This window comes from Nonomuraea sp. NPDC049684 (assembly GCF_044465345.1).
GTDB lineage: Bacteria > Actinomycetota > Actinomycetes > Streptosporangiales > Streptosporangiaceae > Nonomuraea.
Window position 1 is genome coordinate 138,213 of sequence record NZ_JBITLO010000019.1, and the last position, 25,982, is coordinate 164,194.

The following is a 25,982-nucleotide window of genomic DNA, read 5'->3' on the forward strand; positions in this document are numbered from 1 at the left end:
ATTGCCTGATTTTCCTACCAAAAGTGTAGGAAGCCAAGAGGCTCCCGCGACGTCACCGGCGGGCGGGCGAGACGGACGCGGCGCTCTCGTCCCCGGACGTCCGGCCGCCGCGACGGCCGGGCAGCGCCATGGTGACGGCCGCCGCGGCCAGCGCCGCCCCGCAGCCGACCAGCATCCCGGTGCGGAAGCCGGCCTCCGACGGCAGCGTGTGCGCGCCCAGCCTGATCGTCAGCTGCGACAGGATCACGCCGACGACCGCGGCCGAGACCGTCGTACCGATCGAGCGCATCAGGGTGTTGAAGCTGTTGGCCGCGGCCGTCTCCGACCGGGGCACCGCGCCCATGATGAGGGCGGGCATCGCCCCGTAGGCCAGGCCGACGCCGAGGCTGCACACGCAGGTGACGACCAGCATGCCCCAGGCCGAGCCCAGCAGGCCCGTCGAGGAGCCGTAGCCGAGCGCCATGACCAGGCTCCCGGCGATCAGGGTGACCTTCGGGCCGCGGGCGGCCGACAGCCGGGCGCCGAGCGGCGAGACCGCCATCATCACCAGGCCGGAGGGGGCCATCCACAGTCCGGCGGCCAGCATCGACTGGCCCAGCCCGTACCCGGTGGCCGCCGGAAGCTGGAGGATCTGCATGACGATCAGCGCCTGGGCGTACATCGAGAAGCCGACCAGGATGGAGGCGAGGTTGGTCAGCAGCACCTGCCGCCGGGCGGTCACCCGCAGGTCCACCAGGGGCTCCGCGGCCCGCAGCTCCCACCAGGCCCATGCCGGCAGGACCAGTGCGGCCGCGCCGAGCAGTCCGAGCGTGGCGCCGCCCGTCCAGCCCCAGTCGGCGCCCTTGGAGACCCCGAGCAGCAGGCACACCAGCCCCGCGCCGAGGCCGAGCGCGCCCGGCACGTCCAGCCGCCCGGCCCCGCCCGCCGCGCCCGCGCGCGGCAGCGGGGGAGTGGGCGGCACCAGCACCCGGATCAGCACCGCGATGAGCACGCTCAGCGCGGCCGAGCCCCAGAACAGCGCCCGCCAGCTCGCGTACTCGGCGACCGCGGCCGAGACCGGCAGGCCGAGCGCCCCGCCGATCCCCATGGACGAGCTCATCAGCGCGATCGAGGGGCCGAGCCGGTCGGGCGGCAGCAGGTCGCGCAGGGCGCTGATGCCGAGCGGGATCAGGCCCATGCCCATGCCCTGTAACCCGCGCCCGACGATCATGGGGGCGAGCGAGCCGGCCAGCGAGCAGATCGCCGACCCGGCGATCAGCGGCGCGGTGCAGACGAGCATCATGCGGCGCTTGCCGTACAGGTCGCCGAGGCGTCCGGTGACCGGCGTGGCGACCGCGCCGGCCAGCAGGGTGGCGGTGATCACCCAGGAGGCGTCGGAGGCGGTGCTGTGCAGGAGCCGCGGCAGCTCGCCGATCAGCGGCACGACCAGGGTCTGCGTGAGCGAGGCGACGATGCCGGCCACCGCCATCACGCTGACGATGCCGCCGGGGCGGGCGGTGGATGTGGAGCCCCCCACGTTGTTCTCCCGTCGTCGAAGGATGTGCACGCTACACATCATGTGTTACGTACACAATTCATGTAAGGTGCACATATCTCGCGAAAGGGGGGATTGGGATGGAAAAGCCCACACATCTCATCGAGTTCGAGACGATGTTGCTCGGCCGGCACCGGCACTACGACCGTAGTGCCCACCTGCTGCTGCGGCGGCTGCACGGCTCGGGCCCGATGTCCATCGGGCAGCTCAGCGACGCCTTCGGCCTGGACGTCTCCACCCTCAACCGGCACACCTCGGCCCTCCTGCGCGCCGGCCTGGTCGAACGCATCCCCGACCCCGAGGGCGGCATCGCCCGCAAGTTCCGCCTCACCGCGGAGGGCGAGCGCAGCCTCACCGAGGAGCGCGAGCGGAACGTGCGCGGCCTGGAGAAGGTGATGGCCGACTGGTCGCCCGAGGACGTCGCCGCCTTCGCCGCCTACCTGCGGCGCTTCAACACCGACATAGAACGTCTGGCCGGCCGCCCCTGGCCGCGCGCCTGAGCCGGGCCGTCCGAGCCCTGACACGCGTGAGGGCCCCCGCCGGGACGGGCGGGGGCCCTCAACGCGTGCGTACCGGTGTGCGTGTCGCCTCTCGGCGAGGGGCACAACGCGGCTCCAGCCGAACGGTAGTCCGCGAAGGCGATAGGTGAGGCCCGGGGACACTGGGCACACCGGCCACGAGGGATGTAACGGCGGCCGCCTCCGGGATGTTCCCGGCAGATCAGGCGAAGTGCATGACGATGGCCAGGCCGACCAGGTGCGTGACCACCACCACGACCAGCAGCGTGACGAACACGAACTTGGCCGGGCCGTGCTCGAAGTGCTTGCCCTCCTTCAGTGGAGGCAGTTTGGCCTGGCGCTCGGCGATGCGCTCCTCCAGCGGCTTGCGGTGAAACATGAGGTGTCCCTCTTTCGGCGGCCCGGCCACGGGTACGATTTGTGTGGCATCGATTTGCAGGCTATTAGTTTGTACACAAAGTAAGTTACCAGACGGCATCGGAGGCGTACACGCATGGAGCCTGTGACAGAGGCGACAGACCTGCTGGCGCTCGACCGGCAGGTGTGCTTCGCCCTCAGCATCGCCTCGCGCAGCGTGATCGGCCTCTACCGGCCGCTGCTGCAACCCTTCGGGCTGACCCACCCCCAGTACCTGGTGATGCTGGCCCTCTGGCAGCACGAGCCGCTGTCGGTCAAGGAGCTGGGCGAGCTCCTGCAGCTCGACCCCGGCACGTTGTCCCCGCTGCTCAAGCGGCTGGAGGCGCTGGGCTACGTCCACCGCGAGCGCAACAGCAAGGACGAGCGCGCCCTGGCCGTCACGCTGACGCCCGCGGGCCGGCAGCTCAGGGCCGAGGCGGAGAAGATCCCGCCGGCCATCGTCGCCCGGCTCGGCATGGACCTCGACGAGCTCCAGGACCTGCACGCCGCGCTGATGCGCCTGATCGCCTCGGCCCGCCGCGACACCTGACCGCGCCGCGACGCCTGACCCGGCCGCGACGCCTGACCCGGCCGCGACGCCTGACCGGTCGCGCCCCCGGACCCGCCGCGACACCTGACCGCGCCCGCGGTGCGCCGCCATCCGCGCGGCGCCGATAAGCAACCGCAGTTGACTGTGAATCGGATAGTCAACTACGGTTGCTCGCGTTCGCGAGTCCCATTCGTGTCGCTGGAGGCAGCATGTCCATGGTTCAGGCCGATCGTCCGAGGTTACGGCAGGTGCTCGACCAGTTGGTGGCCGGCGACCGCGGGCCCGGCGTCGTGGCCGAGGTCCGGGACGGCGACGACCCGCCGTGGTTCGGCGCCGCGGGCGTGGCCGACCTGGAGACCGGCCGCCCCCGCGGGCCCGGGGAGCACTTCCGCGTCGGCAGCTTCACCAAGGCGTTCGTCGGGACCGTCGTGCTGGGCCTGGCGGCCGACGGCGACCTGGCCCTGGACGCCCCCGTGACCACCTGGCTGCCCGGCGTCGTCGAGGAGTACTTCCCCGGCGCCGACGCCGCCCGCATCACCCCGCGGCTGCTGCTCAACCACACCAGCGGCCTGCCGGACGCGATCCCCGGCCAGGAGACGCCGCCCGCCGGGGAGCCGGGCGGGCGGTTCGTCTACTCCAAGGTCAACTACAACCTCGCCGGGATGATCGTCGAGGCGGTGTCCGGCTCGACGCTCGCCGAGCAGATCGACCGCCGCGTCGCGGCCCCCCTGGGGCTGACCGGGACGTACCTGCCCGCGGCCGGCGAAGGGCTGCGCGACCCGCACGCCCGCCACTACTCCGGCCAGGACGAGACCGGCCGGGAGACCGTCCGCCACGACGTGACCGACGCCGACCTGTCCTGGGCCTGGGCCGCCGGCGGCATGGTCTCGACCACCGCCGACCTCCACCGCTTCCTGGCCGCGCTGCTGGGCGGCCGCCTGCTCCCGCCCGCGCAGCAGGAGGAGATGTTCACCACCGTGCCCACCGAGGGCGCCGGCTGGGTGCCCGGCGCCCGCTACGGGCTCGGCGTCTACTCCCAGCGCTTCCCGTCCGGGGTCACGCTCTGGGGCGGGGGCGGTTACATCCAGGGGTCGATGACGTACGCGATGGGCGACCGCCAGGGCACCCACACCCTGGTCGGCAACGTGAACGGCGACTGGGGCGACTTCCTGGGAACCTGCGCCGACCTGTTCCAGGCCGAATTCGGCTGACGGCGCGGCCTCCACCGGCTCACACGAGCCCAGGGCGCGGCCCCCACCGGCTCAGACGAGCCCAGGGACGGCCACGTCGGCCGTCCTGACCTCGCCCGTCCGGCCGGCGAACATCTCCGCCATCCGCTCGACGCCCGGGAACACCGCGACCGTCATGAACAACGTCCGGCCGTCCGGGCCGCCGAGCGCGGAGGCGAAGCAGGCCCGATCGAGCTCGATCCGGTCGGTCACCTCGCCGCCCTCGCGCACCCGGACGCAGGCGGACCCCCGCTCGTCGTCCACCTGGGTCCAGATCGCGCCCTCGGCGTCCATGCAGATGCCGTCGCCGCCGACGGGCGCCCACACCCGCCGGCCGGACAGCCCGCCGTCCGCGCCGATGTCGAAGGCCGTCAGCCGCCGCGTCCAGGACTCGGCGACGACCAGCGTGGAGCCGTCCGGGGTCACCACCATCCCGTTGGGGAAGTGCAGGTCCTCGGCGACCACCCGGGCCTCGCCGCCGGGGCCGACCAGGGCGATCACGCCGGGCGCGAAGTCGGCCCGGCCGAAGTCGAAGCCGACGCAGTTCACGTAGATCCGGCCGCGGCCGTCGACGACGACCTCGTTCGGCCCGGGCGGCAGCCCGCCCAGGTCGGCGTGGACGGACGTCGTGCCGTCCGGCTCCACGCGCAGCAGCTCGCGCTCGCCGGTCACCAGCAGGCGGCCGTCGGGCAGCCAGTCGAGGCAGAACCCGGCGGGTTTGGGGCCGCTGGCGACCACCTCGCGCTCGCCGTCGGGGGTGACGGCGACGATCTCCTGCACCCCCCAGTGGGAGAACCACAGCCTGCCCTCGTGCCAGCGCGGCGACTCGCCCACGCACAATCCGGTCACCAATGTCTTCGTCTCGGTCATGTCGTCATGCCTCCTTCTGCCCTCTACACGAAGGGCGGGGGGCCGTATCGACATCGCCGGGAAGGAATCTCGCCCGGATCTACAGGGCGGCGCGGGCGCGCTCGGCCAGCGCGGCGCGGTCGACCCCCGCCAGGGCCAGCGCCCGCGGGACCGTGCCCACCTCGGCCTGCAGGACGCCGATCAGCACGTGGACCGGCCGCAGGTCCTTCTTGCGGTGGGTGGCGGCCAGCCGCTCGATCGCCAGCTTGACCGACGCCCCGAGCTGCGGCCGCCGCTCGGGGGCGGGCGTCGAACGCAGGTCGAAGGCGTCCGCCGACACCCCGGCCGCGGCCAGGCTGTGCTCGAACTCCCGCCGCAGCGCCGCCCGCACCCCCGCCTGGTCGAGCCCGGCCTCGGCCAGGATCGCCCGCGCCGCGGTGTCCTGCGGCGCCGTCATGGCCAGCAGCACGTGGTGGGCCTCGATCGTGGGGGAGCTCTCCGCGCGCGCCTCGGCCTCCCCCCGGATCAGCACGTCGTGCAGGTAGCGGTCGAAGGCGCCGCTCATGCCCGCCTCCTCAGCTCGACCCCGGCCGCGATGAGCCGCTTGGCGTGCTTCTTGTGGACCGCCTGGCGGGTGACGCCGAGCGCCTCGGCCACCTGCGGCCAGCTCCAGCCGGCCCGCATCGCCTGCTCCACGGCGGCGTCCTCGAGCTGGTCGGCCAGGCGGCGCAGCGCGACCACGGCCGCGAGCGCGTCCGCGGGCTCCTTGACTGACATTCCAGCCACCCTAGGCGTCCGCTCCCGGAACAGGCAATCCAGGTTGCTTGGACAGGGGCCGATGCGTCATACCGGGAGCCACCGGGTAGGGCCAGGGATGTCATGAGCACGATCGAGAACGCCGGGGCCGCCGCCTACCGCATCCCCACCGACCAGCCGGAAGGCGACGGCATGCTGGCGTGGCGGTCCACCACCATGGTCGTCGTCACGCTGACCGCCGCGGGCGTCACCGGCACCGGCTGGACCTACGCCCCGGCCGCCGCCGCCTCGGTCGTCACCGAGCTGCTGGCCGGCGTCCTGACCGGCGCGGACGCCGCCGACATCCCCGCCCTGCACGCCGCGATGGTCCGGCAGGTGCGCAACGCGGGCCGTCCCGGCGTCGCCGGCTACGCCGTCTCGGCCGCCGACGTGGCGCTGTGGGACCTCAAGGCGCGCCTGCTCGGCCTGCCGCTGACCCGCCTGTTCGGCGCCGCGCGGCCCGAGGTCCCGCTGTACGGCTCGGGCGGCTTCACCACCTACGACGACGAGGCCACCACCGCCCAGCTCGCCCGCTGGGTCCACGAGCAGGGCATCGGCCGCGTCAAGATCAAGATCGGCGAGTCGTCCGGCACCCGCCCCGACCGCGACCTGCACCGCGTCGCCCTGGCCCGCCGCGTCATCGGAGACCGGGCCGAGCTGTACGTCGACGCCAACGGCGGCTACACCGCCAAACAGGCCGTCCGCCTGGCCGAGCGCATGCGCGAGCACGACGTGACCTGGTTCGAGGAGCCCGTCTCCTCCGACGACCTGCCCGGACTGCGGCTGGTCCGCGAGCGGGCCGCCCCCGACGTCACCGCCGGCGAGTACGGCTGCGACCCCGCCTACTTCACCCGCATGTGCCAGGCCCAGGCCGTCGACTGCCTCCAGGTCGACGCCACCCGCTGCGGCGGCTACACCGGCTGGTTCGCCGCCGCCGCGATCGCCGCGGGCCACAACCTCCAGGTGTCCGCCCACTGCGCGCCCAACCTGCACCTCCCGGCCGCCGCGGGCACCGCCAACCTGCGCCACGTCGAATGGTTCCACGACCACCAGCGCATCGAGGCGGAGCTGTTCGACGGCGCCGCCGACCCCTCCGGCGGCCTGGCCCGCCCCCGGCCCGACGCCCCCGGCCACGGGCTGGAGCTGCGCGCCGCCGCCGCCGAACCCCACCGCGTGACCTGAGGGAAGGAGCGGACGCCGATGCGGATCGAGGACTACGCCCTGATCGGCGACATGCACACCGCCGCGCTCGTCGGCCGCGACGGCTCGATCGACTGGCTGTGCCTGCCCCGCTTCGACTCGCCCGCCTGCTTCGCCGCGCTGCTCGACGGCCCGCCCGCCGGACGCTGGCTCCTGGCCCCCGCCGGCGGCGGCCGGGCCACCTCCCGCCGCTACCGCGAGGGCACCCTCATCCTGGAGACCACCTGGGACGGCCCCGGCGGCGGCGTCCGGGTGGTGGACTTCATGCCGCCCCGCGGCGAGGCCCCCGACGTCGTGCGGATCGTCGAGGGCGTGCGCGGCCGGGTCGAGATGACCATGGAACTGGTGCTGCGCTTCGACTACGGCCGCGACGTCCCCTGGCTGCGCTACGAGGCCGGCGTGCTGGCCGCGGTCGCCGGCGGCGACGCCACCTGGCTGCGCACCCCCGTCGAGCTGTGCCCGGACGCCGACCGGCACCGCACCACCGCCTCCTTCACCGTGGAGGAGGGGCAGCGGGTGCCGTTCGCGCTGACCTGGCAGCAGTCGTGGCTGCCGCGCCCCGAACCGGTCGACCCGCCCGAGGCCCTGGCCGACACCGAACGGCTGTGGCGCGAGTGGGCCCGCCGGTGCGGCTACCAGGGGGACTACGACGAAGCCGTCCGCACGAGCCTGCTCACCCTCAAGGCCCTCACCTACGCCCCCACCGGCGGGCTCGTCGCCGCCGCCACCACCTCGCTGCCCGAGCGGCTGGGCGGCGCGCGCAACTGGGACTACCGCTACTGCTGGCTGCGCGACGCCAGCTTCACCCTCCAGGCCATGATGACCGCGGGCTACGACGCCGAGGCCCGCGCCTGGCGCGAATGGCTGCTGCGGGCCGTCGCCGGGCACCCCGCCGACCTGCAGATCATGTACACCGTCGAGGGCGGCCGGCGCATCCCGGAATGGACCGCCGACTGGCTGTCGGGCTACGAGGCGTCCCAGCCGGTACGCATCGGCAACGCCGCCTCCGGCCAGCTCCAGCTCGACGTCTACGGCGAGACCCTCGACTGCCTGCACCTGGCCCGCCGGTCCGGCCTGGCCATCGACGACGAGGCCTGGGACCTCCAGAACGCCCTGATGAACTACCTCGAAGGCATCTGGGACCAGCCCGACAACGGGCTGTGGGAGACCCGGGGGCCGCGCCGCCCGTTCGTGCACTCCAAGGTGCTGGCCTGGGTCGCGGCCGACCGCATGATCCAGGCCGTCGAGGCGTTCGGCCGCGACGGCCCGGTCGACCGCTGGCGCGCCCTGCGCGAACGCATCCACCAGGACGTCTGCGCCCACGGCTACGACGCCGAACGCAACACCTTCACCCAGTACTACGGCTCGACCGGCCTGGACGCGGCCCTGCTGCTCATCCCGCGCCTCGGCTTCCTGCCGCCCGACGACCCGCGCGTCGTCGGCACCGTGGACGCCATCGCCCGCGACCTCGTCCACGACGGTCTCGTCCTGCGCTACCGGGCCGAGGAGGAGGACGTCGACGGCCTGCCCGGCGGCGAGGGCACCTTCCTGGCCTGCTCCTTCTGGCTGGCCGACGCCCTGGCCGCGACCGGCCGCCGGCGCCGGGCCGGCGAGCTGTTCGAACGGCTGCTCGGCCTGCGCAACGACGTCGGCCTGCTGTCGGAGGAGTACGACACCGTGCACCGCCGGCAGGTCGGCAACTTCCCGCAGGCCTACAGCCACGTCTCGGTGATCAACACCGCGACCGTCCTGTCGGGCAGGTTCAGGCCTGGGCGCCCTCGGCATCAAGCCGGGTGAAGGTGGCCCCGTGCAGCACGGCGCGGGCGCCGAGCACGTGCCCGTCGCACATCCTGGTCACCGTCCCGGCCTGGTCGGTCACCTTCCACCGGACCAGCTCCTGGCAGGGCCGGCCGGCCCGGTCCTGCGGCCAGGTGCGGTGGCAGACCCGGCACTCGGTGATGTTGGCCCGGTAGGACAGGGTGTTGCCGTGCTCGGGGCAGACGCCCCACGGCATGCCGCAGACCTGCTCGCGCTGGGCCCGCAGCCTGGCCAGGTCGCCGGCCGCCCGCTGCAGGTCCTCGCCGCCCCGGTCCAGCCAGTCGGCGGCGTGCCGCGCGGCCCGGAGCTGGTCGCCCTCGGGGGATCCGGCGGGCTCGGTGTCGCACAGCGAGCGCACCTCGGCGGCGAGGTCCTGGGCGCGGCGCGCGAGGTCGCGCAGCTGGGCGGGGGTGACAGTCATGAGGGCTCTCATCTCGTCAGGGCCGGGCGGCAACGGTGGGCGACGGTCACGCGCGGGGAACGGCCGGCCGGCTGCTCCCGCCCTCCAGTCTCCTCAGCCGGGCGCGCTCGTGGCGCGGTCGCGGCCCACGAGTTCGCGCGCGGGCGTCAGGACGCCGGGACGCCGCTGTAGGCGGGCCCGAAGAACACCAGCGTCACCAGGTCCTCGGTGACGTCGTGGAAGCGGTGCTCCTCGCGGGCCGGGACGAAGAGGGTGGTGCCGGGGCCGACCTCGACGGTGACGCCGCCCGCGGTGAAGGAGGCGCGCCCGCTGGTCACGACGTAGATCTCGTCCTCGGCGTGCGGGGACTGGCCGTCCACGGCGCCGGCCGGGATGGAGTACGTGCCGAAGCTGAGCGCGGGCACGCTCAGGTGCTCGGCGAAGTTGGCGGAACCGTCCGGGGCGGGCTCGAACCGGCCGCTGTCGATGATCTCCATGGCCGGTGATCCTCTCATGCCGGCGCGGGCGGGCCCGCCGGTGGGGAGATGCTTGCGGCTTGCCCTAAATGTGATCAAATGTCACGTCATGTGGCGTGACTGGAGTGGCCGGCTGTCCGCGGCTGTCAGGCGGGAGCTGTCGTACGTGCGCGGGCAGGCCGCCGGGCTGGCCAAGCGGGGGTCGTACCAGCGGTTGCAGGCGCTGCAGATCGCCAAGGCGACGCTGGCGGCGGTGCTGGCCTGGCTGACGGCCAGCCGGCTGCTGGCGCTCGGCGCCACCTGGATCGCCCCCGCCACCGCGGTGATCATGGTGCACGCCACCGTGTACCGCACGCTCACCAACGGCCTGCGCCGGGTCGCCGCGGTCGGCGCCGGGGTCATCCTGGCCGGCAGCATCGGGCACCTGCTCGGCCTGGGCGTGCTCAGCCTGGTCCTGGTCGTGCCGCCCGCGCTGGTCGCCGCCCGCTGGCACCGCATGGGCAACCACGGCTCCGACGTCGCCACCACCGCCGTGCTGCTGCTGTCCTTCGCCGCCGCCTCCCAGGAGCGCTACCTGCTGGCGTACGTGCTGGCCACGGCCATCGGCGCGCTGAGCGGGGCGCTGGTCAACAGCGTGCTGTGGCCGCCGCTGTACCGCGACCGGCCCGACGCGGCCGTCCGCCGCCTGGCCCGCGAGACGGCCGCGCTGCTGACCTCCGTCGCCGAGGGCTTACGGGACGAGTGGAACCTCTCGGCGCTGCCCGACTGGGAACGCCAGGCCGTCCGGCTGGACGAGCACCTGGCCGACGCGGCCGCCGCCGTGGCCGACGGCGCGGAGAGCCGCCGCTACAACCTGCGCCACAGCCTCCACCCGGTCACGACCGCGCACGACCACGAGGAGGTGCTGCGCCGGCTGACCACGCTGGCCGCGCACGTGCACACGATCGTGCACGCCCTGGCCCACCTGGAACACCACGACGGGCCCACGACCGACGTCAGCCCCGACTACGCCCGCGACTACGCCGACCTCCTGGACCTGCTGGGCGACGCCCTGACCGCCACCGTGCGGCGCGACCCGGACCTCGCAAGGGCCCGCACCCTGCTCGGCCGGGCGGAGGCGCAGGCGAGCCGCATCCACGACCAGATGACGACGGAGATCCAGAACGGCGAGGTCGCCCACCCGGCCGGCTGGGCGCTGAGCGGCAGCCTGCTCACCGACGCCGAACGCATCCTGGCGGTCCTGACCGACATCTCGGCGGCCACCCCCGGCGGCCAGGACGACGACAACCGCCCCTCCTCGCCCGCCACCCGTCCCTGACCCGCCCGGCCCCGCGCTCGCGGAAACCGGTTTGCCCGGGGAACCGTCGCACGGCACACTCGGGAGCCATGCCCATCAGGTCGTTCCCCGAGCCGGACGTTCCCGCGGACCTGCTGGCCCAGGTGCGCGACCTGCAACGGGAGGCCTGGCCCGGCCACGACTTCCCCGCGCCCGACGGCGGCGGCCCCGCGCACGACCCCGCCCTCGCCCCCCGCACCATGCTCCTGCTCGACGAGGGCACGGTCGTGGCGGCCCTGGACATCCTGTCCAAGACCCTCGGCCACGCCGGCCACCGGTTCCGCGCCGCGGGCCTGAGCACCGTCGTGACCAGGAAGGCGGCCCGCGGCCGTGGGCACGGCCGCCGCCTGGTGAGCGCCGCGCGCGCGGCCATCGCCGAGGCGGGCTTCGACGTCGCCCTGTTCACCTGCGACCGGCCGCTCCAGGGCTTCTACGAGAGCGCCGGCTGGTCGGTGATCCCCGGCGCGGTGCTGGTCGGCGGCACCCCGCAGGCGCCCTTCCCCAGCGACCTGCCTGGGTTCGACAAGGTCACGATGGGCGACTTCCCCTCGCCTCACGGCCGGGCGCACCGGCTGTCGTTCCACCACGCGCGCGTCGAGCTCCACCCGGGGGAGATCGACCGGCTCTGGTGAGCCCGCCTCAGGCGTCCCGGCCGCGCCGGACCAGCGGCAGGAAGACCTCGTCCACGATCTCCACCAGGACGTCGTCGGGCGCGCTGGGCGCCCCCCGCACCACGAACTCGTTGCGCAGCAGCACGATGGCCACCGTGGCGACCCGCGGGCGCAGCGACCCGGGGGCGGCCTCCCCGCGGGCCACCGCCCGTTCCAGGACGGCCAGCCAGGGCGCGGCCACCGCGTCGTCCGACTGCTCCTGGAGCTCGGCCAGCAGCTCGGCGGCGCCGCCCGCGGCGGCGATCAGGTCGCGCAGGATCGCGCCGAGCGGCGAGCTCCAGTAGCGGTTGGCCCGGCGCAGCAGCTCCAGGGCGTCGCCGCGCAGCTCGCCGGTGTCGGGCGGCGAGACCGTCCTGGCCAGCCGCTTGTAGGCGGCGACGCCGAGCGCCAGGCGGCCCGGCCAGCGGCGGTAGATGGCGTTCTTGTTGGTGCCGGCGCGGGCGGCGACCTTGTCCATGGTCAGCGCGGCGAACCCCGACTCGGTGAGCTCGTCGGCCGCCGCGCTCAGGATCGCCTCCTCCAGCGCGGCCCCGCGCCGCCGTGTCCGCCCGCCTGCCCCGGCCATCGCCACCCTCCTCGGTCTGAGGGTACCGACCGTACCTCAAATGGGTTAAGGTACGGGCAGTACCGTAAATGTGAGAGGACCACCCATGCGTGCCAAAGGCATCAGCTACGACACCGGCTTCGTCGTCAACGGGACGATCGGCCACCCGGGATTCGACCCCGACGTGGTGGCGCGCGAGATGCGCGTCATCCGGGACGACCTGCACTGCACGGCCGTCCGCGTCATGGGCGGCGACCCCGAACGCCTGGAGATCGCCGCCGGGCACGCCGCCGACCTCGGCCTGGAGGTCTGGTTCTCGCCCTACCCGCTGGAGATGACCGAGGAGGAGATGCTGGCGCTGTTCGCCGACTGCGCCGAGCGCGCCGAACGGCTCAGGCGGCGCGGCGCCGAGGTGGTCTTCGTCACCGGCGCCGAGCTGTGCCTGATGAGCAAGGGCTTCCTGCCCGGGGACGACATCGACGAGCGGGTCGCCCTGCTGAGCCGTCCGGACCAGGTCCGCGAGCTGGTCGGCGGCGTCCGCGCGGGGGTCAACGACTTCCTGCGGCGGGCGGTGGCCGTCGTGCGCGAGCGGTTCGGCGGCCGGGTGACCTACGCCTCCGTGCCGCTCGAAGGCGTCGACTGGACGCCGTTCGACCTCGTCTCCGTGGACCTCTACCGCTCGGCCGAGATCGTGGACGTGTTCGAGCAGGGCGTGCGCGACCTCGTCGCCCAGGGCAGGCCGGTCGCGATCACCGAGTTCGGCTCGGCGACCTACCGCGGCGCCGGCGACCGGGGCGCGCTCGGCCTGGAGATCGTCGAGTACGCCCCGGGCACCCGCGAGCCCCTCCGGCTGACCGGCGAGCACGCCCGCGACGAGGAGGGCCAGGCCGCGTACGTGCGCGAGCTGCTGGAGCTCTTCGACGCCGCCGGCGTGGACAGCACCTTCGTGTTCACCTTCGCGCTGCGCGACCACCCGCACCGCCCCGACGGCGACCCCCGCGACGACCTGGACCTGGCCAGCTACGGCGTCGTCAAGGTCTACGAGGACCGCGCCGGCACCGCCTACCCCGGCCTGCCCTGGGACCCCAAGGCCGCCTTCGCCGCCGTCGCCGGCCACTACGCCAAGCACTGACGTGACGCTCCCCGCCACCACACTCGGCCGCACCGGCCTGCGCGTGAGCCGCCTCGGCTACGGCGCCATGGAGCTGCGCGGCCCCCGCGCCTGGGGCCCGCCGGTGTCCGACGACGCGGCCCGCGCCGTGCTGAACGAGGCCCTCGACGCCGGGGTGAACCTCATCGACACCGCACCCGACTACGGCGACGCCGAGGAGCACATCGGCCGCTGGATCGCCCACCGCCGCGACGAGTTCGTCCTGGCGGGCAAGTGCGGCTGCTCCCTCGCCGACGGCGACCCCGCGCACGACTACACGAGGGCGAACGTCCGCGCGGGCGTCGAGCGGAGCCTGCGCCGGATGCGCACCGGCCATCTCGACGTCCTGATGGTGCACCTCAGCCCGAGCCTCGCCATGATGGAGGCCGAGGACACCATCGCCGGGATGCTGGCACTGAAGGACGAGGGCCTGATCCGCTTCACCGGAATGTCGGGGGAGCTGCCGCACCTTCCCGATCACGTCGCGACGGGCGCGTTCGACGTGTTCCTGCTGCCCTACTCGGCGCTCGACCGCTCCCACGAAGGGCTCGTCGGGGCCGCCGCGGCGAGCGGGGCGGGCACGGTCGCCCGCGGGGCGGTGGCCCGCTCGCTCGCGCCGCCGCCCGCGGCCGTGCCCGAGCCGGTGCGCCGGCCGCTGGCCGAACGCCACGCCCGGCTCGCCGCCGCCCGCCTGGAGGAGCTGGCGGACGGCGCGCCGGTGACCGAACTGCTGCTCCGGTTCATCCTCGGACATCCGGAGCTGCACTCGGTGATCGTCGGCTCGGCCCGGCCGGAGCACCTGCGGGCCAACGTCGCCGCCGCCCGCAAGGGGCCGCTGCCGCCCGACGTGGACGCGGCCGTCCGCGCCCGCCTGGGCCCGGTCTAGCGGAGGCGGGTCACTGGTCGTCGAGGAAGGTGAGGACGGCCAGCACCCGGCGGTGGCCGCCGTCCGAGACGGCCAGGCCGAGCTTGGCGAAGATGCTGCCGATGTGCTTGTGCACCGCGTTGTCGGTGATCGTCAGCCGCTCGCCGATCTCGGTGTTGCTCAGGCCCTGGGCCATCCACGACAACACCTCCCGCTCCCGGCCGGTGAGGCTGTCCAGGCCGTGGCCCCGCCCGACCATGAGCTGGGCGATGACCTCGGGGTCCATGACCGTGCCGCCCGCGGCCACCCGGCGGACGTCCTCGACGAACTGGCTCACCCGGCTGACCCGGTCCTTCAGCAGGTAACCGACGCCGCCGGAGCCGTGGGCCAGCAGCTCGCGGGCGTAGATGCGCTCGACGTACTGGGACAGGACCAGGATGGGCAGGGCGGGGTCGGCGCGCCGGAGGGCGACGGCGGCCTTGATGCCCTCGTCGCGGAACGACGGCGGCAGCCGCACGTCGGCGATCACCAGGTCGGGCCGGTGCTCGGTGACGGCGTCCAGCAGGCCGGCGGCGTCCGGCACGACCGCGGCCACGTCGATGTCCTTGCTGTTCAGGAGCAGTTCCAGCCCCGTGGACAGCAGGACGTTGTCCTCGGCGATCACGACGCGCACGGCAGCTCCACGACGAGACGGGTGGGCCCTCCGGGAGGGCTGTCGATGGACAAGGTACCGTCGAGCGCGGCGGCCCTCCTGCGGATGCCGGTGACGCCGGTGCCGCGGCTCTCGTCCACGCCGCCCTTGCCGTCGTCGCAGACCTCGATGCGCAGCACGCGGCCGGACGCCAGCCGTACGGTGACGTGGCCGGCGCCGCTGTGCTTGGTGGCGTTCGTGACCGCCTCGGCCACGATGAAGTAGGCCGCCGTCTCGACCGCGGCGGGCACGGCGCCGAGGCCGCTGACGTCCGTCTCGACGGGCAGGCCGGCCTTGGCCGTCACGGCGGCCACCGCGCCGGCCAGCCCCCTGTCGGCCAGGACGGGCGGGTACATCGTGCGGATCACCTGCCGCAACTCGGTCATCGCCTCCTCGGTGCCCTCGTGCGCGTCCTGCAGCAGCCGGCCGACGGGCCCGCCGTCGTCGTCGAGCGCCTCGCGGGCCATGGCCAGCCGCATCGCGATGGCGACCAGCCGGGCCTGGGTGCCGTCGTGCAGGTCGCGCTCGATGCGGCGCAGCTCGGCGGCGTGCGCGTCGAGGACGTTCGACCTGCTCTCGGTCAGCTCGCCGACCCGCTCGGCCAGCCGGTCGGCCTGCGAGGGGGCGAGCGCGGCCAGGCAGGCGCGGGCGTGCACCCGGGCCAGCCGCGGCAGCGCCCACCAGGCCAGCGGCGCGGCCAGGACGACCTGCGCGACGCCCATGCCGATCGCCTGCTGCCACCCGGTGACCGGGAAGGCCACCAGCAGCCGCAACGGCTCGTCGGCGGGGAACAGCCACCACAGCGGGGCCTCCAGCACGGGGTTCACCAGCAGCCCGGCCACCCCGAGCGCGGCCAGCGCGGCGGGCAGGCCGACGACGACGTGCAGCGCCGTCCAGCGCAGGTCGCGCCTGGCCCGCGTCCCGGTGAGGAGCTCCCGCCACCGGTCGCGCACCCCGGTCCCGGCGGGCGGCGCCGGGCGCGCCGGCACGGCGACCCCCAGCACCGCGCCGGCCTGCGCGCGCTGCCACTCCGTCCACCGGTGGAGCACCGCCATCATGCGCGGCACCAGCACGAGCCCCGCCCCGCCCACCGGGACGAGCAGGACGCCCGCGACGAGCACCGCCAGCCAGACCATCGCCGCCAGGGCCGACGCGAACACGATCAAGTGATACCGAACGAACCGCCACAGAGCTTTCACGTCACGTCATGATCTTCCGGGCGGGTAGCTCCATGGCGAGGGACACAATCGTCATCACTGCCAGGATAGAGGCCGGTACCAGCCACAACGGCCCGGCGGGCAGCGGACGGGCCAGGAAGCCCACGCTCAGCAGCACCAGCGGCACCGCCGACAGCACCAGCCCCGACACCGACGCCCCCGCGCCGACGAGCAGCGCCTCCCACCGCACCACCCGCCTGAGCTGACGCCGGGTCAGCCCGATCGCGCGCAGCCCGGCGAACTCCTCCCGGCGCGCGGTCGTCGTCGCCACCAGCCGGTTGGCCACCGACACCAGCACGTAGCCCAGCAGCACGGCGAGCACGGCCACGTTCACCAGCGTCTGGGCCGAGGCCATGGCGGCCTGCGGTCCCTCGGCGTCGCCGTCGAAGCGCAGCCCGGGGCGGCGCGCGAGGTCGCCGAAGTCGGCAGGACGGGCCAGCACCGCGCTGTCCAGGCCGCTCGTGGTGTGCGCGGCGGCCAGGTCGCGGGAGACCACGATCGGGCCGAACCCGAGGCCGCGCCGGTAGGTGGCGGCCACCCGCGCCCGCACCCGCGCGCCGTCGCCCATGATCACGTCCATGCTCTGGCCCACCTGGCCCAGGCCCGCTTCCAAGGCGACGGCCGCGCCCTTGAGGCCGGACAGGCCGCCGTCCGCGACGTCCAGGTCGACCAGGCCCTCGGCGTCCGGGCCGAGCGCCATGGCGGGCCTGGCCATCAGGGCGGGGCTGTCGCCGGTCAGCAGCGGCTCGGTCACCACGGTCGTCATCGCCATGCCCGCCGCCTTCGTCCGCGACCGCACGTCGTCCAGCAGGTCGCGGGGGACGCCGCCGAGCTCCGGAGCGGTGATCGTGACGAGACCGCGCAGGCCCAGGGCGACCTCGTCGGCGCGCGCCCGCTCCATCGTGGTCTGGGAGAGCACCACGCTGAGACCGAGCGTGACGACCATGCCGAGGGCGGCCACGGCCCCGGCGGTGCGCAGCGCGTAACCGTTGGAGTTGTGCACCGCCAGCCACAGCGGGCCGGGCAGCCGCGCCATGAGCCGTGACCCGGCCACCGCCCCGGCCACCCCCTGCACCAGCCGCGGACCGGCCAGCGCCAGGCCGATCACCGCGACGATCGACGCGATGCCCGGACCGATCATGCCCGCCTCGCCCCGCATGAACAGCGGCGTCACGGACAGCGCCAGCGCGCCGAGCATGAGCAGCAGCCCCGCCCGGGTCCGCGCGGGCGACGGCGTGCGCGGCTCGGGCAGCCCGGAGACCACCGGCATGCGCGAGACCCGCAGCGACCCCGCCCACGCCGCCACCCGCGTGACGCCCAGCAGCAGCAGCGTCGCGGCCACGGCCGGCAGCGGCCCGTACACCAGCGACTGGTCCGGGCGCACCAGCCCGATCCCGGCCAGCAGCTCGCCGAAGCGGGCGGCCAGGAAGTAGCCGAGCGCGGCCCCGAACGGCACGGCCGGCAGCGCCGCCGCCGCGGCCTGGACGGCCACCAGCCTGCGCACCTGACGCGGCGTCGCGCCGGCCGCGCGCAGCAGGGCGAGGTCGCGGCGCTGCCGGTTGACCGACAGCGCCAGGCCGCCGCCCACCACGAACCCGACCACCAGCAGGCTGATCCCGCCGATCGAGGAGGGCAGGATCAGCAGCAGCCCGCGACCGGCCGCCGCGGCCGGCGACTCCACGTCGGCCCGGTCCCGGCCCGTGGCGTAGGCGTAGCCGTCGCCCAGGCCGGCCTTCAGCCGGGCGGCCAGCGTCTCGGGGGAGACGCCGGGCGCCGCGCGGACCGCGACGAGGTCCACCGTCCCCGCCCGGCCCGCCGTCCTGGCGGCCAGGTCGGCGGCCACGGCGTCGGTGAAGTACACGCCAGGGGCGTCCACCACGGCGCTCACCCGGTAGGTGCCCGGCGTGCCGGCCGCCGTCAGCCGCAGCCGGTCGCCGACCCGCGCGCCGCTCACCGCGATCTCGTCGGCGGCGCGCGGCGCCCGTCCGGCGGTGATCCGGCCGCTCAGCGCGAGGGACGACCAGCCGTGCCCGGCAGTGGCCGGGTCGGCGGTCCGCCCGGCCGTCCCGGACCCGACGGCGGCGGGAAAGGCGAGGTCGCCGGCCACGGCCGCCACGCCGGGCACCCCGGACGCCGCGGCGACCAGCGAGCCGGGGATCCTGGCGCGTTCGGGCAGCGCGATGTCCGGCTCCTCCTTCAGCGGGATCGCCTGCCGGGCCGAGACCAGCACGTCCGCGCCCGACAGCCGCAGGGGCGGCTGCGCGCGGAAGGCCGAGTCCACCAGCACGCCGGTCCCGGTCACCAGCGCCATCCCGCCCAGCACCGCCGCGAACACCACGACCAGCCCGCCCGCCTTGGCGAGCGCCAGCGCGAGCCTGATCACGAGACCCGCTCCCCGCTCAGCCGCGCCAGCCGTACGGCCAGGTCCTCGGCGGTCGGAGCGGGCAGGACGTCGAGCACCCGCCCGTCGGCCATGACCACGGTGTCGTGCGCGCGGGCCGCGGCGGCCGGGTCGTGGGTGACCATGACGACGGTCTGGCCCAGGTCGTCGACCAGCTCGCGCAGCAGGTCCAGCACGTGGGCGGCGCTGCGCAGGTCGAGGGCGCCGGTGGGCTCGTCGGCGAACACCACGTCCGGGCGCGCGGCCAGGGCCCGGACGATCGCCGCCCGCTGCTGCTGGCCGCCCGACAGCTCCGTGGGCAGGTGCCGCATGCGGTCGCGCAGGCCCATCCGGTCGACCAGCTCGCCGAGCCAGGCCCGGTCCGGGCGCACCCCGGCCATCCGCAACGGCAACGTGACGTTGTCCTCGACGGTCACGGTGGGCAGCAGGTTGTAGGACTGGAACACGTAGCCCAGGTGCTTCCTGCGCCACTCCGTGCGCCGGGTCTCCGACATGCGGGTGACCTCGACGCCGCAGATCGTGATCTCGCCGGACGTCGGCGGCTCCAGGGCCGCGGCGGCCTGCAGCAGGGTGCTCTTGCCCGAGCCCGACGGCCCCATCACGGCCACGAACCGGCCGCGCGGGAAGGCCAGCGAGACGTCGTCGAGGGCGACCACGTCACCGTAGGTCTTGCTCACCCGCTCCAGCGTGACGACCGCCTCCATGACGGGCCTCACGAACGCGCTCACGGCCGCGCTCCCGACCGGCCGCCGGCGAAGCGCAGGATCAGCAGCCCGGCGATGCCCACCACGCCCACCACGCCCGACGCCAGCCCGACGGGGTTCAGATCGCCCCGCGTGACGATGTTGGCCGCCACGTTCACCGAGGCCCCGCACACCGCCATGATCCACAGCAGGGAACGCGGCACCGGTCGCCGCGGCCGGGTACGCGGGCTGCGCGCCGGCCGCTCATATGTGTCAATTCTGTACGGATCGCTCATGAGGACAACGCTATGGACGCAGGTCCCCGCGCTGAATCCCGCCAGCAACCGAAGTAACGGTACAGACTGCTGTAGTACGTACGACCACGGATCGGGAGGAAGACACGGTGCAGCGGATCGGGGTCATCGGGGTGGGCGAGATCGGCCGGGCCCTCGTGACGGGCCTGTGCGAGGGTCCCGGCGAGCGTCCCGAGGTGTTCCTCTCCCCGCGGGGTGCGCGCGCGGCGGCGGAGCTGGCGCAGCGCCACGCCGGCGTGCACGTGTGCGCCTCCAACCAGGAGGTGGCGGACCGCGCCGACCTGGTCGTCGTCGCCGTGCGCCCGCCGGACCGGCACGACGCGCTGGCCGGCCTGCGCGTGGACGACGACACGATCGTGGTCAACGTGATGGCCGGCGTCGCCGCCGAGGAGCTGCGCAAGCTCCTGGACACCCGCGCCGCCCTGGTACGCGCGATCCCCCTGCCCGCCGTCCGCGACCGCGGCTCCGTCACGGTGACCTGGCCGTCGCACCCGGTGACCGACGCCCTGTTCGAACGGCTGGGCGGCGTGCTCGCAGCCGAGGACGAGGCGGCCTTCAACGTCTTCTCCGCGCTGACCGCCACGCTCACCACCCACCTGTCCTACCTGGCCACGCTCAGCACGTGGGCCGCCGGGCACGGCGTGCCGCCCGAGGTGGCCGAGGGCTACGTCCGCGGCCTGTTCCAGGGGCTCGGCCGGGCCCTGGGCGACGACAGCCGCTCGCTGGCGCGGCTGGCGGCCGACCACGAGACCCCGAACGGCAGCAACGAACGCGTCCGCACCACCTGGTTCACCCCGGCCAGGTCGCAGGCCCTGGCCGACACGCTCGACGACCTGCTCGACCGCCTCACCTGACCGAGGCTCAGCCGGGCCGGCGGGCGACGGTCAGCAGGTGGCCGCTGGCGCCCAGGAGCGAGGGCTCCGACTCCATCGAGCGCTGGGCGTCCAGCAGCAGGGCCCGGCGGTCCGGGTCGTCGAGCCAGTCGTCGACGTCGCCGTGCAGCCAGAAGGTGCCCTCCAGGCCGTGGCGGGCGGCGCCGGGCAGCCCGGCCTCGGCGAACTCGGCGGCCACCTCGTCCGGATGGTGGAAGTAGGCGGAGAAGCCGCGCCTGGGGGAGAGCATGACGCCGTCCGCCGCGGCGGCGCGGGCCGCCTCCCGCTGCCGTTCCTCCAGGTAGGTGCCGAGGTTGACGGTGTCGAGCACGGCCGCGTACCGGTTGATGGTGGCCGCGGCCACCACCCCGCCGGGCCGTACGGCGCGCCGGGCCTCGCCCAGGGCCCGTAGCCGGTCGGCCCGGTCGGCCAGGTGGTAGAGCGGGCCCAGCAGCAGGACGGCGTCCGCCCCGCCGTCGGGCACGGGCAGCCGCCGCGCGTCGCCGACCCGGGCGCGCAGCCCCGGCACCCTCGCCGCCCGTTCCACGTGCAGCGGCACCGGGTCCAGCAGTTCCACCTCGTAGCCGTCGGCCAGCAGCCATTCGGCGTGCACGCCGGTGCCGCCGCCCACGTCGAGCACCCGGGCGGGGGCCGGCGGCAGCGTGCGGCGCAGCACGTCCTGGGTGCGCCAGAACTCCAGGCGGCCGCGGCCCTCGCGCAGCCGGTCGTGCTCCAGGTCCTGGGCGTAGTAGGCGAGTACCTCGCGGGTCACGGTCATGATCGATCGTGGCCGCCCCGCCGGGCCGGAGGCAACGAGTTTTCCCGCGCCGCGCACTTCGTTATCCGAGCGTGTAAATTTATCCTTATGGATAACAATCAGGTCTGGCGGCTCGTCCGGATCCTCTTCGCCGCCGTGCTGCTCCTGTCGATCGCCACGCTCGGCGTGGCCGCCGTCGTCGGCGGCAACTGGGTGGTGTGGCTGCGCGCCGCCGCCGTCGCCGCCGCCTCCGCCTGGCTCGTCTCACTCGCCGGGCAGGCCGCCCGCGGCAGACGGGCCGCCTACGTGCGCATCCGCTTCGTCTCCGTCGCCGCGCCCATCGGCGTGGTGCTCATCCTCCTCGCGCCGGACAGCGGCTACCCGCTGTGGATGAAGGCCGAGCAGGCCGTGGTCGGCGTCCTGGTCGCCGCCGTCGCTGTCGTCGTCAACCGCCGTGCCGTGCGTGCGGCGTTCCCGAAGCGTGGCAAGCTGGGCTGACATGGAGAGCTCCGGAACCCGACAGGCGGCCACCGAGGCACGCAAGGCCCAGATCGCCTCGGCCGCGATCGCCGTGCTCGCCGAGCGGGGTTACCCGGAGACCACGTTCGAGGCCATCTGCCACCATGCCGGGCTCAGCAGCAAGAGGCTGATCTCCTACCACTTCTCCACCAAGGAGCAGCTCTTCGAGGCCGTCGTCCGGCAGGTCGTCTCCGACGCGGCCGCCTTCATGCGGCCGGCCATCGAGGCCGCGTCCGGAGCCCGTGCCCAGTTGGAGGCGTTCATCAGGGCGAACGTCGCCTTCATCGCCGCCCATCCGGCCCACGTGCGCGCGGTCCAGCAGATCGCGTTCAACCGCGCGCCCGTGGGGGGCGGCGAGCGGGACGCCGCCATCGCCCGGCTGGTGGCCCTGTTCGACGACGGGCAGCGCAGCGGCGCGTTCCGGACGTTCGACAGCGTCCTGATGGCCACGTCCCTGCGCGCCGCCATCGACGCGGTGGCCGACCGGCTCGCCGGCGGCCTCGACCCCGACCACTGCGCCGACGAGCTCGCCGACCTCTTCGACCGCGCCACCGCGAGAACGCCCCGCCCGTTCTGACCGGCCGTCGGGCATGATGGTCGGCATGCCGGCCCTCGTCGATCCCACGCCCGGGTTGCGGGCATCGTTCTTGGAGGCGGTGGCCGAGTTCCGGGCCGACCGCGACTTCCCGGTCCCGTGGTTCGTCCAGGACGTCGATCCCGCGGCGCTGACCGATCCGGTGGCCTTCGCGGCCTACGTCCGGCGGGTGCTGGGCGAGCGCGCCCAGGCGGGCGTGCGCGAGGGGTTCGTGCCGATGACCACGCTGTGGTGGGCCGACGGCGACCGGTTCCTCGGCCGGCTGGCCGTCCGCCACCGGCTCACCCCGGAGCTGGCGCGGCTCGGCGGCCACATCGGCTACGACGTGCGCCCAGGCGCCCGCCGCCGGGGCCACGCGACGGCGATGCTGGCCGCGGCGCTGCCGATCGCCCGGCGATTGGGCATCGAGCGCGCGCTGGTCATGTGCGACCTGGCCAACACGGCCTCACGCAAGGTCATCGAGGCCAACGGCGGGCGGCTGCTCGACCTCACCGAACGCAAACGCCGCTACCTGGTGCCCACCGGGCCCGGATAGCCGCGGTCCTCGCGCAGCAGCAGCTCGATGCCGTCGAGCAGGCGGTGGATGCCGAATTCGAAGATGTTCTCCGGCTCCGACGCTTCGAACGCCTCGTCCCCGAACTCCGACACCATCGGCAGCCGCGCCGCCCCGATGCTGCGCGCGAACGCCTCCTTGCGCGCCCGCGCCCACTCCCGGCGGCTGTGGCGGCTGGTACGGGCGGCCTGCGCCTCGTGGGCGAGCGGCACGGCGGCGCTCTGCACGTACGTGCCGATCATGATGGCGACCTGGACGAGCGTGGCGAAGTCGAGCCCGTGTCCGTCGAGGGCGCGCATGCGCCAGTCGGTGTAGGCCATCAGCGCGGGCGCGACCGGCGGCCGGGTGGTCACCGCCACCAGGTGCGACACCCAGGGATGCCGGCGGTAGAGCTCCCACTCCCGCCGCGCCGACAGCTCCAGCCTGGCCCGCCAGCCGTCCGGGCCGGGCTCGGGCAGCGGGCGGGCGGCGAAGACGGCGTCGACCATCAGGTCGTTGAGCTCCTCGCGGCTCGGGACGTACCGGTAGAGGGACATGACGCCCACGCCGAGGACGGTCGCGATCCGCCGCATCGACACGGCGGCGACGCCCTCCCGGTCGGCGAGCGCGATCGCGGCCCGCACGACCCGGTCCTGGTCGAGCGCCGCCTCGGCCGCCCGCCCTGCGGGCATCGATCCCGCCGGCACCGCGGGGTCGTCGGCGGGCGGCGGCTCGGCGAGCCGCGCCCGGTAGGCCCTGGTGCGGCAGGCGCGCGAGCAGTAGCGCCGGGGCCGCCCCCGCTCGGCCGCCCGCAGCTCCCGCCCGCACACCTCGCACGCCGCCACGCCGCCCCCCTTTTTCGTCACAAGCAATTTGTGTGACGAAATTATACTCCACGCCTTTTACGTAGCACTAATCGGAAATTGCAGTACGGTGTATTTATGACTCGTGCACCGTACGACACTTCTGTGACGAAAATAGCTCTTGAACTGCACCATGTGACGAAATGCCACGGCCAGGGCCCGACGGCCGTGACGGCGCTCGACGACGTGTCCCTGGCGATCCCCGCCGGCGCCTTCACCGCCGTGATGGGCCCCTCCGGCTCGGGCAAGAGCACCCTGCTGCACTGCGCCGCGGGCCTGGACCGCCCCGACTCCGGCTCGGTCGTCCTGGACGGCCACCGCCTGGACGGCCTGGGCGAGGCGGCGCTGACCCGGTTGCGCCGCGAGCGGATGGGGTTCGTCTTCCAGTCCTTCAACCTGGTGCCCACCCTGACCGTGGCGCAGAATGTGACCCTGCCCATGGAGTTCGCCGGCCGCCGCGCCGACGGGCGCCGGGTCCGCGCCCTGCTCACCCGGCTGGGCCTGGGGGAGCGGACGGGACACCGGCCCGGCGAGCTGTCCGGCGGCCAGCAGCAGCGGGTGGCGATCGCCCGCGCGATCTTCGGCCGCCCGGCCGTCCTGTTCGCCGACGAGCCCACCGGCGCCCTCGACACGCAGGCGGCCCGCGAGGTGCTGAGCCTCCTGCGCCAGGCGTCCGCCCAGGACGGGCAGACGATCGTGATGGTCACCCACGACCCGGTGGCCGCCTCCTACGCCGACGCCGTGGTGTTCTTCGCCGACGGGCGGATCGCCGACCACCTGCCGCGCCCCGACGCCGCCACGGTCGCGGCCCGGATGGCCCGCCTGTCGGCGCCCGTCCACGCGGGGGGCGTGCGATGAGGTGGCGGCTGGCCCTCGGCACGATCCGCGCCCACCGGGCGTCCCACCTGGCCTCGGCCGCCGTCATGGCCGCCGGGACCGCGCTGCTCACGGCGTTCGCGAGCCTGCTGGAGACCGGCCTGGCCACGGGCCGCGACCCCGGGTTCCTGGTCATGCTGCCGGCCATCCTGGGCGGCTGGACCGTGGCGATCGTGGCCTTCGGCGTCGTGTCCACCGTCTCGCTCACCATCGGCCATCGCGAGCGGGAGCTGGCCCTGCTGCGGTCCATCGCGGCCACCCCGCGCCAGATCCGGCAGGACGTCGTGCTGGAGACGGTCGCGGTGGCCGTCCCCGCGATCCTCGCCGGGCTGCTGCCGGGCGCCGGGCTCGGCGCGGTCGTGCTCGGCAGGCTGGTGGACGGCGGGCTCGTCGAGGGCGGCACCGGGCTGGTGGCCGGATGGGCGAGTGCCGCGATCGGCGCGGGCACGTCCCTGGCCGCGGCCCTGGCCGCCGCGCTGATCTCCAGCAGGCGCGCCGCGTCCGTCCCGCCGGTGCGAGCGCTGGGAGCCGCACCCGGCGGCACGGTCGGCGGCGCTCTCGGGCGGGGGCGCGTGATCGGCGGCGGCGCGCTGCTGGCGGTGGGGCTGAGCCTGTCCGTGACGACCCTGTTCATGGACGACGGCCCGCTCCTGTCCAGCACCGCCGGCCCGGCCGGGGTCGCCGTCGCGGTCGGCCTGGCCCTGCTCAGCCCGCTGTTCGTCGCGCCGGTGGGATGGCTCTCCCGGGCCCGGCTCGGCGCGGCCGGGCGGCTGGCCGCCCGCAACCTGCACGCCCGCGCCCGGCACGCCGGCGGCGTGGCCGGGCCGCTGATCCTCCTGGTCGGCATCGCCGCCGGGACGCTCTACATGCAGAGCACCGAGGACAGCCTCCACCGGACCGCGGCCGACGTCAGCGGCCGCCTCGCCCCGGTCAACTACCTGGTCGTCGCCATGATCATCACGTTCACCGCGATCGTCGTGGTCAACACGCTGATCGCGGCCACCCGGCGGCGCGGCCGGGAGTTCGGGCTGCTGCGGCTGTCGGCCGCCACGCGCGGGCAGGTCATGGCCACGGTCGTGGCCGAGGGCACGGTGACGGCGGTCGTGGCCGTCGTGCTCGGCACGGTCGCCGCCGCGGCGACCACCGTCCCCTACAGCCTGGTCAAGACCGGCTCGCCGCTGCCGTCCGGGCCGTGGTGGACGTACGCGGCCGTCGCGGGCGGGGCGCTGCTGCTCGTCCTGGCGGCCTCGATCCCGACGGCCGCGGGAGCGCTGCGCGTCCGTCCGGTGGACGCGCTGTCCGCCCCCTGACCCGCGTGCGGGACGGCGTGC

The 25,982-nt window shown here is 74.7% G+C and carries 30 protein-coding genes; 15 read left to right on the forward strand and 15 right to left on the reverse strand.

Annotation, left to right across the window (positions count from 1 at the left end; translation table 11 throughout):
- Positions 1-52 precede the first annotated feature (52 nt).
- The gene (locus ACIBST_RS41955) at positions 53-1,516 is read right to left on the reverse strand and encodes an MFS transporter (RefSeq protein WP_397179082.1); all 1,464 of its coding nucleotides are present in this window, start codon (positions 1,514-1,516) and stop codon (positions 53-55) included.
- Positions 1,517-1,614: 98 nt separating this feature from the next.
- Here ACIBST_RS41955 and ACIBST_RS41960 point away from each other — a divergent pair, with 98 nt between their 5' ends.
- Positions 1,615-2,034, forward strand: a complete 420-nt coding sequence (locus ACIBST_RS41960) for a MarR family transcriptional regulator (protein ID WP_358297465.1) — start codon at positions 1,615-1,617, stop codon at positions 2,032-2,034.
- Between the two features lie 220 nt (positions 2,035-2,254).
- Here ACIBST_RS41960 and ACIBST_RS41965 read toward each other — a convergent pair whose 3' ends face one another.
- Complete coding sequence (locus ACIBST_RS41965) at positions 2,255-2,431, reverse strand: hypothetical protein (protein WP_189650423.1); 177 nt, start codon at positions 2,429-2,431, stop codon at positions 2,255-2,257.
- A gap of 114 nt (positions 2,432-2,545) precedes the next feature.
- Here ACIBST_RS41965 and ACIBST_RS41970 point away from each other — a divergent pair, with 114 nt between their 5' ends.
- Positions 2,546-2,998, forward strand: a complete 453-nt coding sequence (locus ACIBST_RS41970) for a MarR family winged helix-turn-helix transcriptional regulator (RefSeq protein ID WP_397179083.1) — start codon at positions 2,546-2,548, stop codon at positions 2,996-2,998.
- A 209-nt stretch (positions 2,999-3,207) separates the two neighbouring features.
- Positions 3,208-4,209 (forward strand): serine hydrolase domain-containing protein, encoded by a 1,002-nt coding sequence (locus tag ACIBST_RS41975; protein WP_397179084.1) that lies wholly within the window; start codon positions 3,208-3,210, stop codon positions 4,207-4,209.
- Between the two features lie 51 nt (positions 4,210-4,260).
- Here the strand turns inward: ACIBST_RS41975 and ACIBST_RS41980 are convergent, their stop codons facing one another.
- The 3 genes from ACIBST_RS41980 to ACIBST_RS41990 all read right to left on the reverse strand — a co-directional run bounded on the left by ACIBST_RS41980 (position 4,261) and on the right by ACIBST_RS41990 (position 5,853).
- Positions 4,261-5,097: an SMP-30/gluconolactonase/LRE family protein gene (locus ACIBST_RS41980; protein WP_397179085.1), complete on the reverse strand. Its 837-nt coding sequence runs from the start codon at positions 5,095-5,097 to the stop codon at positions 4,261-4,263.
- A 79-nt stretch (positions 5,098-5,176) separates the two neighbouring features.
- Positions 5,177-5,641: a Clp protease N-terminal domain-containing protein gene (locus tag ACIBST_RS41985; protein WP_397179086.1), complete on the reverse strand. Its 465-nt coding sequence runs from the start codon at positions 5,639-5,641 to the stop codon at positions 5,177-5,179.
- On the reverse strand, positions 5,638-5,853 hold the full coding sequence (locus ACIBST_RS41990) for a hypothetical protein (protein ID WP_352324434.1): 216 nt from the start codon (positions 5,851-5,853) through the stop codon (positions 5,638-5,640). The genes ACIBST_RS41985 and ACIBST_RS41990 overlap by 4 nt, the downstream gene beginning before the upstream one ends.
- 102 nt (positions 5,854-5,955) lie before the next feature.
- On the opposite strand from ACIBST_RS41990, the gene ACIBST_RS41995 reads away from it, so the two are divergent.
- Both ACIBST_RS41995 and ACIBST_RS42000 read left to right on the forward strand, forming a co-directional pair.
- Positions 5,956-7,053 carry an enolase C-terminal domain-like protein gene (locus ACIBST_RS41995; protein WP_397179087.1) on the forward strand — a complete coding sequence of 366 codons (1,098 nt, stop codon included), beginning with the start codon at positions 5,956-5,958 and terminating at the stop codon, positions 7,051-7,053.
- 18 nt (positions 7,054-7,071) lie between these two features.
- Entirely contained in the window at positions 7,072-8,868 is a 1,797-nt protein-coding gene (locus ACIBST_RS42000) for a glycoside hydrolase family 15 protein (protein WP_397179088.1), read from the forward strand.
- Here ACIBST_RS42000 and ACIBST_RS42005 read toward each other — a convergent pair.
- Complete coding sequence (locus ACIBST_RS42005; RefSeq protein WP_352363651.1) at positions 8,834-9,310, reverse strand: hypothetical protein; 477 nt, start codon at positions 9,308-9,310, stop codon at positions 8,834-8,836. The two genes, ACIBST_RS42000 and ACIBST_RS42005, sit on opposite strands and share 35 nt — an antisense overlap.
- 146 nt (positions 9,311-9,456) lie before the next feature.
- Positions 9,457-9,786 (reverse strand): cupin domain-containing protein, encoded by a 330-nt coding sequence (locus ACIBST_RS42010; protein WP_397179089.1) that lies wholly within the window; start codon positions 9,784-9,786, stop codon positions 9,457-9,459.
- 88 nt (positions 9,787-9,874) lie between these two features.
- On the opposite strand from ACIBST_RS42010, the gene ACIBST_RS42015 reads away from it, so the two are divergent.
- Positions 9,875-11,083, forward strand: a complete 1,209-nt coding sequence (locus ACIBST_RS42015; RefSeq protein ID WP_397179090.1) for an aromatic acid exporter family protein — start codon at positions 9,875-9,877, stop codon at positions 11,081-11,083.
- Positions 11,084-11,151: 68 nt separating this feature from the next.
- Positions 11,152-11,733 carry a GNAT family N-acetyltransferase gene (locus tag ACIBST_RS42020; protein ID WP_397179091.1) on the forward strand — a complete coding sequence of 194 codons (582 nt, stop codon included), beginning with the start codon at positions 11,152-11,154 and terminating at the stop codon, positions 11,731-11,733.
- A gap of 7 nt (positions 11,734-11,740) precedes the next feature.
- On the opposite strand, the gene ACIBST_RS42025 is transcribed toward ACIBST_RS42020, so the two are convergent.
- Positions 11,741-12,337, reverse strand: a complete 597-nt coding sequence (locus ACIBST_RS42025) for a TetR/AcrR family transcriptional regulator (RefSeq protein WP_397179092.1) — start codon at positions 12,335-12,337, stop codon at positions 11,741-11,743.
- Between the two features lie 85 nt (positions 12,338-12,422).
- Between ACIBST_RS42025 and ACIBST_RS42030 the strand changes: the two genes are divergently transcribed.
- Together ACIBST_RS42030 and ACIBST_RS42035 are read left to right on the forward strand one after the other, a co-directional pair.
- Entirely contained in the window at positions 12,423-13,448 is a 1,026-nt protein-coding gene (locus tag ACIBST_RS42030; protein WP_397179093.1) for a hypothetical protein, read from the forward strand.
- A gap of 1 nt (position 13,449) precedes the next feature.
- A complete protein-coding gene (locus ACIBST_RS42035) occupies positions 13,450-14,352 on the forward strand; it encodes an aldo/keto reductase (protein WP_397179094.1) in 903 nt (300 codons plus the stop codon).
- A 10-nt stretch (positions 14,353-14,362) separates the two neighbouring features.
- Here ACIBST_RS42035 and ACIBST_RS42040 read toward each other — a convergent pair whose 3' ends face one another.
- From ACIBST_RS42040 to ACIBST_RS42060, 5 genes are read right to left on the reverse strand one after another with little or no spacing between them, the layout of a single operon-like run.
- A complete protein-coding gene (locus ACIBST_RS42040; RefSeq protein WP_397179095.1) occupies positions 14,363-15,004 on the reverse strand; it encodes a response regulator in 642 nt (213 codons plus the stop codon).
- Positions 14,992-16,182 carry a sensor domain-containing protein gene (locus ACIBST_RS42045; RefSeq protein ID WP_397179096.1) on the reverse strand — a complete coding sequence of 397 codons (1,191 nt, stop codon included), beginning with the start codon at positions 16,180-16,182 and terminating at the stop codon, positions 14,992-14,994. Before ACIBST_RS42045 ends, ACIBST_RS42040 begins: the two co-directional genes overlap by 13 nt.
- Before the next feature lie 40 nt (positions 16,183-16,222).
- Positions 16,223-18,622 (reverse strand): FtsX-like permease family protein, encoded by a 2,400-nt coding sequence (locus tag ACIBST_RS42050; protein WP_397179097.1) that lies wholly within the window; start codon positions 18,620-18,622, stop codon positions 16,223-16,225.
- Entirely contained in the window at positions 18,619-19,344 is a 726-nt protein-coding gene (locus ACIBST_RS42055) for an ABC transporter ATP-binding protein (protein WP_397179138.1), read from the reverse strand. Before ACIBST_RS42055 ends, ACIBST_RS42050 begins: the two co-directional genes overlap by 4 nt.
- Before the next feature lie 20 nt (positions 19,345-19,364).
- Positions 19,365-19,619 (reverse strand): hypothetical protein, encoded by a 255-nt coding sequence (locus ACIBST_RS42060; RefSeq protein WP_397179098.1) that lies wholly within the window; start codon positions 19,617-19,619, stop codon positions 19,365-19,367.
- Between the two features lie 107 nt (positions 19,620-19,726).
- Between ACIBST_RS42060 and ACIBST_RS42065 the strand changes: the two genes are divergently transcribed.
- The gene (locus tag ACIBST_RS42065; protein WP_397179099.1) at positions 19,727-20,491 is read left to right on the forward strand and encodes an NAD(P)-binding domain-containing protein; all 765 of its coding nucleotides are present in this window, start codon (positions 19,727-19,729) and stop codon (positions 20,489-20,491) included.
- A 7-nt stretch (positions 20,492-20,498) separates the two neighbouring features.
- Here the strand turns inward: ACIBST_RS42065 and ACIBST_RS42070 are convergent, their stop codons facing one another.
- Positions 20,499-21,287 (reverse strand): class I SAM-dependent methyltransferase, encoded by a 789-nt coding sequence (locus ACIBST_RS42070; protein WP_397179100.1) that lies wholly within the window; start codon positions 21,285-21,287, stop codon positions 20,499-20,501.
- A gap of 87 nt (positions 21,288-21,374) precedes the next feature.
- Between ACIBST_RS42070 and ACIBST_RS42075 the strand changes: the two genes are divergently transcribed.
- Genes ACIBST_RS42075 through ACIBST_RS42085 form a run of 3 tightly spaced genes read left to right on the forward strand, consistent with a single transcriptional unit; the run spans position 21,375 to position 22,915 of the window.
- Positions 21,375-21,764 (forward strand): hypothetical protein, encoded by a 390-nt coding sequence (locus tag ACIBST_RS42075; protein WP_352330754.1) that lies wholly within the window; start codon positions 21,375-21,377, stop codon positions 21,762-21,764.
- A 1-nt stretch (position 21,765) separates the two neighbouring features.
- Positions 21,766-22,362, forward strand: coding sequence for a TetR/AcrR family transcriptional regulator (locus ACIBST_RS42080; RefSeq protein WP_397179101.1), 597 nt, complete (start codon positions 21,766-21,768; stop codon positions 22,360-22,362).
- Between the two features lie 25 nt (positions 22,363-22,387).
- Positions 22,388-22,915, forward strand: coding sequence for a GNAT family N-acetyltransferase (locus ACIBST_RS42085; RefSeq protein WP_397179102.1), 528 nt, complete (start codon positions 22,388-22,390; stop codon positions 22,913-22,915).
- On the opposite strand, the gene ACIBST_RS42090 is transcribed toward ACIBST_RS42085, so the two are convergent.
- Positions 22,888-23,778: a TetR/AcrR family transcriptional regulator gene (locus tag ACIBST_RS42090; protein WP_397179103.1), complete on the reverse strand. Its 891-nt coding sequence runs from the start codon at positions 23,776-23,778 to the stop codon at positions 22,888-22,890. The two genes, ACIBST_RS42085 and ACIBST_RS42090, sit on opposite strands and share 28 nt — an antisense overlap.
- A 75-nt stretch (positions 23,779-23,853) precedes the next feature.
- Here ACIBST_RS42090 and ACIBST_RS42095 point away from each other — a divergent pair, with 75 nt between their 5' ends.
- Complete coding sequence (locus ACIBST_RS42095; protein ID WP_397179104.1) at positions 23,854-24,633, forward strand: ABC transporter ATP-binding protein; 780 nt, start codon at positions 23,854-23,856, stop codon at positions 24,631-24,633.
- The gene (locus tag ACIBST_RS42100; protein ID WP_397179105.1) at positions 24,630-25,961 is read left to right on the forward strand and encodes an FtsX-like permease family protein; all 1,332 of its coding nucleotides are present in this window, start codon (positions 24,630-24,632) and stop codon (positions 25,959-25,961) included. The genes ACIBST_RS42095 and ACIBST_RS42100 overlap by 4 nt, the downstream gene beginning before the upstream one ends.
- Positions 25,962-25,982: the final 21 nt, after the last annotated feature.

Bases quoted from the DNA above. Each gene is read 5' to 3' on its own strand.
- ACIBST_RS42080 (WP_397179101.1), top strand. From the start codon at position 21,766: ATGGAGAGCTCCGGAACCCGACAGGCGGCCACCGAGGCACGCAAGGCC.
- ACIBST_RS42075 (WP_352330754.1), top strand. From the start codon at position 21,375: ATGGATAACAATCAGGTCTGGCGGCTCGTCCGGATCCTCTTCGCCGCC.
- ACIBST_RS42005 (WP_352363651.1), bottom strand. From the start codon at position 9,310: ATGACTGTCACCCCCGCCCAGCTGCGCGACCTCGCGCGCCGCGCCCAG.
- ACIBST_RS41990 (WP_352324434.1), bottom strand. From the start codon at position 5,853: ATGTCAGTCAAGGAGCCCGCGGACGCGCTCGCGGCCGTGGTCGCGCTG.
- ACIBST_RS42030 (WP_397179093.1), top strand. From the start codon at position 12,423: ATGCGTGCCAAAGGCATCAGCTACGACACCGGCTTCGTCGTCAACGGG.
- ACIBST_RS41960 (WP_358297465.1), top strand. From the start codon at position 1,615: ATGGAAAAGCCCACACATCTCATCGAGTTCGAGACGATGTTGCTCGGC.
- ACIBST_RS41970 (WP_397179083.1), top strand. From the start codon at position 2,546: ATGGAGCCTGTGACAGAGGCGACAGACCTGCTGGCGCTCGACCGGCAG.
- ACIBST_RS42015 (WP_397179090.1), top strand. From the start codon at position 9,875: ATGTGGCGTGACTGGAGTGGCCGGCTGTCCGCGGCTGTCAGGCGGGAG.
- ACIBST_RS42055 (WP_397179138.1), bottom strand. From the start codon at position 19,344: ATGGAGGCGGTCGTCACGCTGGAGCGGGTGAGCAAGACCTACGGTGAC.
- ACIBST_RS42060 (WP_397179098.1), bottom strand. From the start codon at position 19,619: ATGAGCGATCCGTACAGAATTGACACATATGAGCGGCCGGCGCGCAGC.
- ACIBST_RS42020 (WP_397179091.1), top strand. From the start codon at position 11,152: ATGCCCATCAGGTCGTTCCCCGAGCCGGACGTTCCCGCGGACCTGCTG.
- ACIBST_RS42100 (WP_397179105.1), top strand. From the start codon at position 24,630: ATGAGGTGGCGGCTGGCCCTCGGCACGATCCGCGCCCACCGGGCGTCC.
- ACIBST_RS41980 (WP_397179085.1), bottom strand. From the start codon at position 5,097: ATGACCGAGACGAAGACATTGGTGACCGGATTGTGCGTGGGCGAGTCG.
- ACIBST_RS42025 (WP_397179092.1), bottom strand. From the start codon at position 12,337: ATGGCCGGGGCAGGCGGGCGGACACGGCGGCGCGGGGCCGCGCTGGAG.
- ACIBST_RS41995 (WP_397179087.1), top strand. From the start codon at position 5,956: ATGAGCACGATCGAGAACGCCGGGGCCGCCGCCTACCGCATCCCCACC.
- ACIBST_RS41965 (WP_189650423.1), bottom strand. From the start codon at position 2,431: ATGTTTCACCGCAAGCCGCTGGAGGAGCGCATCGCCGAGCGCCAGGCC.
- ACIBST_RS41975 (WP_397179084.1), top strand. From the start codon at position 3,208: ATGTCCATGGTTCAGGCCGATCGTCCGAGGTTACGGCAGGTGCTCGAC.
- ACIBST_RS42070 (WP_397179100.1), bottom strand. From the start codon at position 21,287: ATGACCGTGACCCGCGAGGTACTCGCCTACTACGCCCAGGACCTGGAG.
- ACIBST_RS42095 (WP_397179104.1), top strand. From the start codon at position 23,854: ATGACTCGTGCACCGTACGACACTTCTGTGACGAAAATAGCTCTTGAA.
- ACIBST_RS41985 (WP_397179086.1), bottom strand. From the start codon at position 5,641: ATGAGCGGCGCCTTCGACCGCTACCTGCACGACGTGCTGATCCGGGGG.
- ACIBST_RS42085 (WP_397179102.1), top strand. From the start codon at position 22,388: ATGCCGGCCCTCGTCGATCCCACGCCCGGGTTGCGGGCATCGTTCTTG.
- ACIBST_RS42000 (WP_397179088.1), top strand. From the start codon at position 7,072: ATGCGGATCGAGGACTACGCCCTGATCGGCGACATGCACACCGCCGCG.
- ACIBST_RS42010 (WP_397179089.1), bottom strand. From the start codon at position 9,786: ATGGAGATCATCGACAGCGGCCGGTTCGAGCCCGCCCCGGACGGTTCC.